The sequence below is a fragment of the Bartonella sp. OD88NMGDW genome (assembly GCF_042193775.1).
In the GTDB taxonomy this organism is placed as follows: Bacteria; Pseudomonadota; Alphaproteobacteria; order Rhizobiales; family Rhizobiaceae; genus Bartonella; species Bartonella grahamii.
Window position 1 is genome coordinate 1 of the sequence record NZ_JBHIMA010000051.1, and the last position, 1,261, is coordinate 1,261.

1 protein-coding gene and 2 pseudogenes are annotated in these 1,261 nt (G+C 45.2%); all 3 read left to right on the plus strand.

What is annotated here, in order from left to right; all coding sequences use genetic code 11:
- Nucleotides 1-378, plus strand: a pseudogene (locus tag ACFIJR_RS09000) (hypothetical protein); the annotation flags it as partial.
- The gene (locus ACFIJR_RS09005; protein WP_375654062.1) at nt 378-803 is read left to right on the plus strand and encodes a hypothetical protein; all 426 of its coding nucleotides are present in this window, start codon (nt 378-380) and stop codon (nt 801-803) included. The pseudogene ACFIJR_RS09000 and the gene ACFIJR_RS09005, both read left to right, overlap by 1 nt.
- 1 nt (nt 804) lies before the next feature.
- Nucleotides 805-1,261, plus strand: a pseudogene (locus ACFIJR_RS09010) (hypothetical protein); the annotation flags it as partial.

Consider the following 1,261-nt stretch of genomic DNA (forward strand, 5'->3'; position numbering starts at 1 on the left):
CGTTGGCAAAGTGGCGCTCCAATGCTTGGTGCTTTTGATGAAAACAATCGGCTTGTTATGTTTACAGGAGCCCCGATGGAGGCAACGGTTGTTTCGCAAGAGATGGGGGCGCCGGATGGAAGTTTTAACTTTATCACGAAAATGTTTGCCGAAGTTGATACAACACAAGGTCTTTTAAGCATAGGGGAACGTCGTCTTCGCAATAATCAGACACCGATCACATGGCATAAGGAAAGGGTGTGTTCTTATGTCACGGGCGCTTATCATGGGCGTTCACGCAATCGTTATCACCGCTTTAAATTGCGCATTCCTAAGAATGAACCTTGGACGATGATTACGGGCTTTAATGTGGATTTACGTCCTTTTGGTAGAGGGTAATGGCAAAAGTCTTTTTGACCAGTTCTTGGGATATAGAGCGTATAGCTCCTTATCTTGAAGAAATTATTGCATCTTTTAATGCGTATGTAGAGCGTTTTAAACATGAAATTACGTTGCAAGAACTCATTGAATCTATTTGCACGGGTAAGAAACAGTTATGGCTTGTTTTGGATGATGAAGAGCGCTTTTTAGCGGTCGTCACGACCCAGATACAACAGACAGTTTTAGGAAAGAAGCGCGCGCTCATTTGTGAATGTAGTGGCAAGGGTGTTCTTGATTTGGTTGACAATTTGCAAGTTGCAGAGGATTGGGCGCGTGAGAATGGCGCTTTTGAAATGGAGATCTTGGGCCGTTTGGGTTGGAAACGTGCATTGGACAAGCAAGGTTACAGCATAGATATGCTTTATTACAGGAAGGAATTGTGAAATGGGGAGCAAGACACCAGCAACAACAGAACAAAAGCAGGTACAGACAAGCGCCCCTCCTGCTTGGATGCAGAATGTATTTAAGCGTGGGGGTAGGGATGCGTATCAAATGTATGACACAGGGATTGGGGGTAATGTTTATGGGGGACCGCGTGTAGCACCGTTAAGTGCTCAAACCACCCAAGCCATAGGTGGACTTGGCAGCATACCTCAGCATTATCAAAATCGCTCTTTGATGAATACAATCTACAATCCAACGTCGGCAGCCATGAATCTTAGACATATGGCTTCTGGTGGTATGGTTGGACAGAATCCGTCTTTTAATGCCGCCCTTCAAAATAGCTTAGACCGTGTAAGAGATACGATTAACAGCTCTTTTGCAGGTGCGGGTCGTTATGGGTCCGGTGCACATGCAGGTGTATTGGCAAATGAACTTGGTGCTTTGTCCACAAGTGCTA

What these genes read in the sequence shown, in the direction of transcription:
- ACFIJR_RS09005 (WP_375654062.1), top strand. Translation starts at nt 378, where the DNA reads ATGGCAAAAGTCTTTTTGACCAGTTCTTGGGATATAGAGCGTATAGCT.